This is a genomic window from Microvirga arsenatis (assembly GCF_009910705.1).
GTDB classification, from domain to species: Bacteria; Pseudomonadota; Alphaproteobacteria; order Rhizobiales; family Beijerinckiaceae; genus Microvirga; species Microvirga arsenatis.
The window spans coordinates 1-8,331 of record NZ_JAAAXJ010000042.1 but is presented as its reverse complement, the minus strand read 5'-3'; the positions used below and the strand labels follow the sequence as shown (position 1 = coordinate 8,331).

The 8,331-nt window shown below is 66.3% G+C and carries 8 protein-coding genes and 1 pseudogene; 6 read left to right on the top strand and 3 right to left on the bottom strand.

Going from position 1 to position 8,331, the window contains the following annotated elements; translation table 11 throughout:
- Positions 1 to 461 precede the first annotated feature (461 nt).
- The 3 genes and pseudogenes from GR303_RS24515 to GR303_RS23865 all read left to right on the top strand — a co-directional run bounded on the left by GR303_RS24515 (position 462) and on the right by GR303_RS23865 (position 3,716).
- On the top strand, positions 462 to 632 hold the full coding sequence (locus GR303_RS24515) for a hypothetical protein (protein ID WP_210254038.1): 171 nt from the start codon (positions 462 to 464) through the stop codon (positions 630 to 632).
- 53 nt (positions 633 to 685) lie between these two features.
- Positions 686 to 1,045 (top strand): annotated as a pseudogene (locus GR303_RS23870) (transporter associated domain-containing protein); the annotation flags it as partial.
- Positions 1,046 to 1,310: 265 nt separating this feature from the next.
- Entirely contained in the window at positions 1,311 to 3,716 is a 2,406-nt protein-coding gene (locus GR303_RS23865) for a PAS domain S-box protein (RefSeq protein ID WP_161726914.1), read from the top strand.
- Between the two features lie 389 nt (positions 3,717 to 4,105).
- Here the strand turns inward: GR303_RS23865 and GR303_RS23860 are convergent, their stop codons facing one another.
- Together GR303_RS23860 and queC are read right to left on the bottom strand one after the other, a co-directional pair.
- Complete coding sequence (locus GR303_RS23860) at positions 4,106 to 4,669, bottom strand: VUT family protein (RefSeq protein WP_161726913.1); 564 nt, start codon at positions 4,667 to 4,669, stop codon at positions 4,106 to 4,108.
- Positions 4,670 to 4,710: 41 nt separating this feature from the next.
- Entirely contained in the window at positions 4,711 to 5,421 is a 711-nt protein-coding gene (gene queC / locus GR303_RS23855; RefSeq protein ID WP_161726912.1) for a 7-cyano-7-deazaguanine synthase QueC, read from the bottom strand.
- Positions 5,422 to 5,748: 327 nt separating this feature from the next.
- On the opposite strand from queC, the gene GR303_RS23850 reads away from it, so the two are divergent.
- The 3 genes from GR303_RS23850 (at position 5,749) to GR303_RS23840 (ending at position 8,051) form a co-directional block, all read left to right on the top strand.
- A complete protein-coding gene (locus GR303_RS23850; RefSeq protein ID WP_161726910.1) occupies positions 5,749 to 6,315 on the top strand; it encodes a TetR/AcrR family transcriptional regulator in 567 nt (188 codons plus the stop codon).
- A gap of 210 nt (positions 6,316 to 6,525) precedes the next feature.
- Complete coding sequence (locus GR303_RS23845; protein WP_161726908.1) at positions 6,526 to 6,969, top strand: DUF6789 family protein; 444 nt, start codon at positions 6,526 to 6,528, stop codon at positions 6,967 to 6,969.
- Between the two features lie 170 nt (positions 6,970 to 7,139).
- Positions 7,140 to 8,051, top strand: coding sequence for a YsnF/AvaK domain-containing protein (locus GR303_RS23840; RefSeq protein WP_161726906.1), 912 nt, complete (start codon positions 7,140 to 7,142; stop codon positions 8,049 to 8,051).
- Between the two features lie 74 nt (positions 8,052 to 8,125).
- Here the strand turns inward: GR303_RS23840 and GR303_RS24510 are convergent.
- A partial coding sequence (locus GR303_RS24510; RefSeq protein WP_210253396.1) for a hypothetical protein occupies positions 8,126 to 8,331 on the bottom strand: 206 nt, incomplete at its 5' end.

Genomic DNA, 8,331 nt, shown 5'->3' with positions numbered 1-8,331 from the left:
AGTACAACCAAACTGCATGGGCGATGATCTGGGATGGGAACCGATGGCGCTTGTAGCTGATGGGCTTGGTCATGCCACAGCTCTTAGAGCAGAAGCCTCTGACCAAAGGTTACCGTGACATCGCCAGCGCAGGATGGAAGTTTCGAGGCATGCTGGGCAGGCAGGGGAACAACCTGGGTGGCTTCAAAGCTGCAGCCGCACGCGCCGCAGTTGATCGCGATGGCTTCTACTTCTTTGTCGCTCCGGTCAGAGATATGAACGCCCGCTAAAGCTCTCAGATAAAGGTGACAATGCCATGACATTCGGGGGCCAGCTCTTCAGCTCCAACCTGACCCGCCCTCCCCCTCTCCCGCTGTATTAAATGCCCAGTGGGCAGCCAACAGTCGCTCGCCCCCACTTCGATCCTGACAGACGAGGCGCCATGGGGACTCTGCAGGTGGGGCTCCTCCTGCTCAAGGTTTGTGAACGAAGCCGCCACTTGGGGTGCGCTCCGGCAGCTCGGGCTGATGGCAAAAGCGGTGGTTGTCTCTGATGATGCCGGACAGTTCCGCGTTGCCAAGCAGGCGCTGTGCTGGGTTCATGCCGAGCGGCACCTCGAGAAGCTGATGCCAGCCTCACCCAAGCAGGCCTAGGCGGTGGAGCTGGTCCGCCAGACCATCTGGTGCTTTTACCGCAGCCTCAAGCCAATGAATACGGCCACTTCGACGGCATCATCACCCCGGCCGACATCCTCGACGCCATCGCAGGAGCCTTCCGCTCGGACGAGGGTACGGCGGGGCCGGAGGCCATGCAGCGCGAAGACGACTCCTGGTTGCTGGCCGGCTGGATGCCAGCCGACGAAATGGCCGACCAGCTCAGGATCGCCCTGCCCGAGCGGCGTGACTACGAGACCGTCGCCGGTCTGGTGATCGGTGAGCTCCAGCACCTTCCGGGCACGGGCGAGGCTGTGGAGACACTCGGCTGGCGCTTCGAGGCCGTCGATTTGGACGGGCGCCGGATCGACAAGATCCTGGCCAGCCGGATCGAAACCCAAGCGGCCGCCTGACGATGCGCAGCCTCGTGCCGATGGGGCGCGGCGCATGTGTCGCGCATGAGGGCCGTTGCCAGTCCGGATACCGAGCCGTACATGCCACCGCGGCGCGGGACGGCGCATCCGTCCCCTGCAGTTGAAGCACTCGGTTGCGTCCCTAGTTCCCCTGAACCAGCCAAGCCCGGAAGTCCCGTCTGTGCCCTTCACGCCCGAGTTCGAACCCTCCCTCGCCCCGCAGCTATCCGCCCGCGCGTCCAGACGGCATTAGGCCAAACCGCCGATGCCCGCCTTCCCGGCCAATAGCGGCGAGACGGGTGCCCTCGTGCGCACCCATGACTGGTCGACGTCCCCGCTCGGCACTCCCGACACCTGGGCGCCGTCCCTGCGCACGGTCGTCAGCCTGATGGCGGCCTCCAGGTTCCCGATGTTCGTCGCCTGGGGACCGGAGCTCGCGTTCCTGTACAACGATGCCTACGCCCCGATCCTGGGCGGCAAGCACCCGCAGGCGATGGGCCGCCCCTTCCGGGAGGTCTGGGCGGAGATCTGGGACGACCTGGAGCCTCTCGTGGCCAAGGCCTTAGGCGGCGAGGCCACGTTCCGTGAGAACCTGCACCTGGTGATGGAACGCCACGGCTTCCCGGAGGATACCTGGTACACGTTCTCCTACTCCCCAGTCCGCGACGGGGATGGCGCCATTGGCGGCATGTTCTGTACCTGCACCGAAACCACGGAGAAGGTGCAGGCAACCCGACGGGCCGATTTCCACATCGAGTTGAGCGAGCGCCTGGGCAGACTGTCCGATCCGCGGGCCATCGCCCTGGCGGCCGCAGAGGCCCTCGGCACCCACATTGGCACGGACCGCGTCGGGTACGGCGGCATCGACGCGACGGAGCAGGTCGTCTCGGTCGAGCGGGACTGGACCCGGGATGCCTCTGTGGCGAGCCTTGCGGGCGAGGCCCGCATCCTGGACGCCTTCGGCCCGGCGGTGATCGCGGAGCTGCGGGCCGGACACACCCTTGTGGTCGAGGATTGCCTCAGCGACCCACGCACCCTGGACGAGGCCTACGCGGCCACCTGGGCCGGCATCGGCTGCCGGTCGCTGATCGTCGCCCCTCTGATCCGGGACGGACGGTTCCGGGCCATCCTGTACGTGCATGAGGCCACGCCGCGTCGCTGGAGCGCCACGGAGATCAGGCTGGTGGAGCGGGTTGCCCAGCGCACCTGGGACGCGGTCGAGCGGGCGCGCATCGAGAAGGAGCTGCGCGACAGCGAGGCGCTGAAGCGCGCGATCGTGGAGGCGGCCCTCGACTGCGTCGTCACCGTAACGGACGACAGCCGGGTCATCGAATGGAATCCAGCCGCCGAGCGGACGTTCGGCTACCCTCGGGACGCGGCTCTCGGCCGCGACCTGGCCGACCTGATCATCCCGCCGGAGTTCCGCGAACGGCATTATCGTGGCATGGCCCATTACCTTGCCACGGGCGAGGGGCCGGTGCTCGGGAAGCGGGTTGAGCTCGAGGCGCAGCGGGCTGGCGGCTCGCGCTTTCCGGTCGAGCTGACGATCATCCCGATCGAACTCGCCGGCCGGCCGCACTTCACGGCGTACCTGCGCGACCTGACCGACCGCAGGCGCGCCGAGGCGTCCCTGCGCGAGAACGAGCAGCGGCTGCGTGCCACCTACGAGCATGCCTTCGCGGGCATCGGCGAGGTCGACCGGAGCGGACGCTTCCTGCGCGTCAACGAGCGGCTCTGTTCGGTCACGGGCTACAGCCGCGATGAGCTGCTCGGTCAGACCTTCTGGGGCCTGACCCACGTGGATGACCGCCAGGCCGACCTAGCGCAATTCTCACGGCTGATGGTGGGCAAGCTGGACGCCTACGCAGTCGAGAAACGCTATGTCCACAAGGACGGCCATACGGTGTGGGTGGAGGTGGCGGCTTCTCGGGTCGACGACGCGGCCGGGCAACCCCTGTACGGCATCCGCGTGGTGCGCGACATCACCGAGCGCAGGAAGGCTGAGGAACACCAGCAGCTTCTGATCAACGAGCTGAACCACCGGGTGAAGAACACGCTGGCCACCGTGCAGTCGATCACCACCCAGACCCTGCGCAACTCGGGCGCCTCGCGGGAGGCGCGGGAGGCCTTGGAGAGCCGTCTGCTCGCCTTGTCCCGAGCCCACGACGTGCTCACCCGGGAGAACTGGGAGGGCGCCCTGCTGCACGACCTTGTTGCCGACGTGTTCGAGCCTTACCGGAGCGACAGGGAGGGCCGGATCCGATGCCAGGGCGGCAAGGTCCACCTCGTGCCGAGGATGGCGCTCGCGCTCTCGCTGGCGCTGCATGAGCTGGCTACCAACGCGGCGAAGTACGGGGCGCTCTCCAACGGGACGGGAGAGGTGTCCCTGACCTGGATGGTGGACCATACGCGCACGCCGACCCTCCTGCTGCTACGGTGGAAGGAGAGCGGGGGTCCGGTGGTGGAGCCGCCGACCCGCAAGGGTTTCGGCTCGCGGCTGATCGAGCGCAGCCTGGCGCACGATCTGGATGCCGAGGTGCGGATCGAGTACGCTCCCACGGGCCTCGCTTGCTCGGTCGAGGCACCGCTGCCGCAGTGGGCCCCACTCACTTTCGGACCGGCGCCGATGCGCGAAATCCGCAACCTTGATCCTGGGAACGAAGGCCGTTGATCCCGATTTCATCGCGCATGCCGGAGCCCAATCCGCGTCCGCTCCTTCCTTTCATCGAGGTCGAGTCCCTCGTCCGGATGACCCTGGCCGATGTCCTGGAGGATTCCGGCGCCGTTAACAGGAGCGACGTTCATCCAGTCGAAAGGGATGGGCAAGGCCCGCCTCATGGCCTGTGGGTGTCAGACCATGTCGTGCGTCTGCCAGGGCAAGTGAACCTGGGCCCTCCCGGATGTGGGACGATGGCCTGCGGATTTCCGGGAGATGCTTTCAGCGGTGCAGCGACCCACTATGCGGCTTGCGCCGGTCGGAACCGTTGACCGTCCTGACCTGCAAGCGCTCCACCGCCTCCTCGAGGCTTCAGGGATGGAGGTTTCCTGCCCATGAGCGGCTTACGTACGTACAGGCATGCCCATCCGCTCGTCGCGCCGCCGCAGCAATGACATCACCGGAATGCTCAGCAGCACCATCCAGGCCTTGCCGATGATCTGCGGGAGCAGGAACTCAAGGCTGCCGAACGCCAGGAACAGGAACACCGCGCTGTCGACGACCAGGCCCACCAGACTGCTCGCCACGACAGCCACGACGAGGCCCCGCCGCTGCAAGGGCGTGTAGACGCCCAGATCAGCCAGTTCCGACAGCAGGAAGGCTGCCGTCGATGCGAGGATCAGTGCCGGGGGCGCAAAAACAGCCGAGAGGATCGCCCCGATGGCAATGGCGGCCAGCGCCCAGTACCGTCCCAGACGCCGCTGCACCAGATCGCGCAGCACCAGGGCAAGGCCCACCACGAGCACGCCGCTGGGAGCCGCAAGGCCCGGGGCAACGGGGATCAGGCAAGGTCCGTCGGGAACACAGACGGTTCCGACGTTTCCGACAAGCCAGTTGGCGGCCGGGATGCAGGCGGTGAAGCCCACCAGGACTGCTGCGCCCTCGATGCGGCGGAGATCAGGGGTCATGTCTATGTCCTTCAACGAAACGAGATGGTCCGGAGCGGACCCTAAGACGGCTGTTTGGCCTGGTGCTCGCGGCAGGCCCCGATCCAGTAATCCGGGTCTTCGTACAGGGTAGGATCGTTCACGGCCGCAAGATGGAATGCCTCGCGGCGCTCGACGCAGGTGCCGCAGCGCCCGCAGTGACGCTCGCCGCCCTGGTAGCAGGACCAGGTCTCGGCAAAGGGGACGCCCAGCCGGGCGCCCTCGCCCACGATGTCGGCTTTGCCCTGCCGCACGAACGGTGTGTAGAGGGCGATCCTCGCCAGTCCCTCCAGGGCATGGCGCTGCATGGCCTCGAACGCGTTGACGAAGTCAGGACGGCAATCGGGATAGATGAAGTGGTCGCCGCCATGGACCGCGGCCGCCACTGCCTCGGCCTGCCCGGCCGCAGCAACGCCGAAGGCAATCGTCAGCATGATGGCGTTGCGGTTGGGCACCACGGTGACCCGCATGGTGTCTTCGGCATAGTGCCCCTCGGGCACAGCTTCCCCGCTGGTGAGGGCTGACCCGGTCAGGAGGCGGCCCACGGGCGAGATGTCGACGATGTCGTGCGGCACGCCGAGGCGCACGGCGCAGGCCCGCGCCGAGTCCAGCTCCTTCCTGTGGCGCTGGCCATAGTCGAAGGACACGAGACGCGTGAGGGATTGCTCAGCCGCGACCTTGTGCGCGAGCGTGACGGAATCCAGTCCGCCGGAACAGATGACGAGGGTCTTCACCAGAAATCCTTGTTTTGACCGGGTAGGCTGCGACCGGATCGGCTCACGTGCCGATGAACGTGGAGCAGACACCGGTGAACGCGCGATCTAACCCGGCGCTCACCTCATCGTCTCCTCGCGGCATAAAGGACAAGTCATCCATGCGTGTCAACGGGAAACCATTCCACCGCTCTGCCACGATGCCGGAGCTCGACCTCTGGGGCGAATGGCGACAGAACCGCGCCGGGACCATCAGCCGCTGCGCAGTTTCCTCTCCTTGACGGGGGAAGGATGGGCGCTGATATGGCGAACGGGTTTCGGCCGTACGGTGCAGGGCAAGAGTGGTGAATGTTGGGATGTGGTCGAGGCCGAAAGAGTTCCCGCGAGAGGATCCTCGACGCGGCTGCGGAGCTTGTGAGCGAAACCGGTGCGGGACGGCTGACGCTGGACGCCGTCGCTGAACGGGCCGGTCTCAGCAAGGGCGGTCTGCTCTACAACTTTCCCACCAAAGAAGCGCTGCTCCAGGCCATGGTCCAGCGCCTGGTCGATGAGGTCTCGGCCGAGCGGGAGGCGCTCCGCGCTCATGCCGAGCCCGGGCGCAACCTCGAAGCGCGCCTGTGCACGGCGGCGCTGCTCAAGCTGCGCCAGGGCAGGACGAAGGAGGTCGCCAATGGCATGCTGGCTGCCTCGGCCGAGAACCCGCGTCTGCTCGATCCGGTACGCGAGGTCGTCAAGGCGACCCTGGAGAACCTGAAGGCCACGTCGGACGATCTGGACGCGGCGCTGTTGGGCTGGCTGGCAGTCGAGGGACTGAACAGCCTGGAAATGCACGACCTCAGCCCCTTCTCGGAGGAGGAGCACGAGAGGATTGTTCAAGCAGTCAGCCGCCTGTTGGGCAAGGGGATCGCCGAGTAGAGCCCTAGGCTGCCACTGGCGCGTTGCGAGCGAGAGTCTCGGTGAGCAGAAGGTCCCTTCAGGGTGCCTGCGCGGATGAGCGGCCAGGCGAAGGGCCATGCCGTGTGCAACCATTCGTGGGAAGCGCAAAACGGTGAACTGTGGACGTCGCGGGAAACCTCCTCACCTCCAGCTTGTTGAACCCCGGTGAACGGCGAGCGCCAGGATTCCATGATCAACATCGGCAAAGGCATCATCGCAGGCCTCCTCGCCTCGGCCGCGGCCTCAGGTGCCATCTTTCTCGGATCCCTGGCCGGTGTTCTCCCGGCCGCCGATCCGGTCCGTGCGGCGAGCGGGGTCACCCTGTCGCCGCTCGGGTTGAGCTGGGTCATGCATTTCGCCGTCGGCACGCTCCTGTGGGGGCCTCTCCTCGCAGTGCTGAGCCCGATCCTGCCGTCTCCCTTCTGGTTCAAGGGCGTGGTGGTCGGCGCGCTCGCCTGGCTTCTCATGCTCCTGGTCACCTGGGCGGCCGACCCGGCCGTTCCCCCGCAGGCCAACCTCGAACCAATCCTGCTCCATGTTTTCTTCGGAGGCATATTGGGGTGGACCTATGGCGCCCTGCTTGACAGGACGGAGCGCCAGGTTTCGGCTGGGCGGGTTACCCTGACGGGCTGATGAGTTCGGCATGGGCGTGCGTAGCCGAGTGCACGTGACCGGCACATGAGCTCGGGATCCTCCGCCAAGTCTGCGGAACCGGAGCCTGGACGGCACATTGGAAGGATCACGGGCCGAGCCGATCGTCACGAACGGGTCTGCTCCCTTACAGCCAAGCAGGAGCCAACCACATGTCGAAGACTGTCACGTGCCTCTACCAGGACCAGCAGAAAGCCAGCGAGATCGTCAGCCGCCTGGAACAGGCCGGCATCTCGCGTGGTGACATCAGCTTCTACTCGACCTTTTCCGACGACCTCATCGACAATCTGGAAAATGACGGCGTCCCGCGCTCCGACGCCCATGCCTATGCCGAAGGCGTACGCCGCGGCGGATCGCTTGTTGCCGTGGAGTGCGACGATGACGAGGTCGACCGGGTAATCGACATTCTGGACGATGACGGGGTGCTGGACCTTGACGAGCAGCAGACCTCCTGGCGCTCGGAAGGTTGGCAGGGCCATGACACGTCGACCTCAGGCGGCATGACCGGTGGCCTTGGCGCCGCGGCGGCCGGGCTGGCCGGCAGCCTGACAGGATCGTCTGGTACAACCCGGACGGACGTGGGGGCTGGCAATGACGTCACCGGTTCGCCGGACATCACCCGCGCCAGGACCGACACGGCTGGCGTGAGCGGAGGTGATGAGGTCATTCCGATTGCCGAGGAGGAACTGCATGTTGGCAAGCGCGAGGTGGGCCACGGCCGGGTGCGGATCCAGTCTCGTGTGGTCGAGACGCCGGTAAGCGAGCAGGTGACCTTGCGCGAGGAGCGCGTCGACGTGGAACGCCGTCCGGTGTCAGGCACGACGCAGGCGGGCACGATCGGCGGCGACCCGTTCCAGGAGCGCACCATCGAGGTGGAAGAGCGCAGCGAGGAGGCTGTTGTCTCCAAGGAGGCGCGCGTCGTCGAGGAAGTCGTGGTCCGCAAGGACGTGGAGCAGCGCACCGAGACAGTCTCCGACACCGTGCGCAAGACCGAGGTTGATGTTGAGGACGAGCGCACTGTCCGCGGCACCGGCACCACCGGCTCGACCGACGGCAAGCGCTGATCCCGTTTCAGTCGAAGCCCGGACGATACCGGGCTTCGGCATCCTCGACGGGATATGGCGGAAAGCCTTGCGTCCTATTCGTCGGGACGTGGATCATCCGGAGCCTCACGCTCCACGACGGCGCGCTGTTTGCGCAAGGCGACCGGCACCTCGAGGTTCTGTCGCAAATCCGAAGTAGAGATGAGAAAATAGCAGGAGCTTCGTGCCGGGCTCATGCGGCGAGCCGCTCGAAATGCTCGGCGAGCGACAACTGCTGACTGCAGGCATATTTCGCCTGCTG

What these genes read in the sequence shown, in the direction of transcription:
- GR303_RS23865 (WP_161726914.1), top strand. Translation starts at nt 1,311, where the DNA reads ATGCCCGCCTTCCCGGCCAATAGCGGCGAGACGGGTGCCCTCGTGCGC.
- GR303_RS23860 (WP_161726913.1), bottom strand. Translation starts at nt 4,669, where the DNA reads ATGACCCCTGATCTCCGCCGCATCGAGGGCGCAGCAGTCCTGGTGGGC.
- GR303_RS23850 (WP_161726910.1), top strand. Translation starts at nt 5,749, where the DNA reads ATGTTGGGATGTGGTCGAGGCCGAAAGAGTTCCCGCGAGAGGATCCTC.
- GR303_RS23845 (WP_161726908.1), top strand. Translation starts at nt 6,526, where the DNA reads ATGATCAACATCGGCAAAGGCATCATCGCAGGCCTCCTCGCCTCGGCC.
- GR303_RS23840 (WP_161726906.1), top strand. Translation starts at nt 7,140, where the DNA reads ATGTCGAAGACTGTCACGTGCCTCTACCAGGACCAGCAGAAAGCCAGC.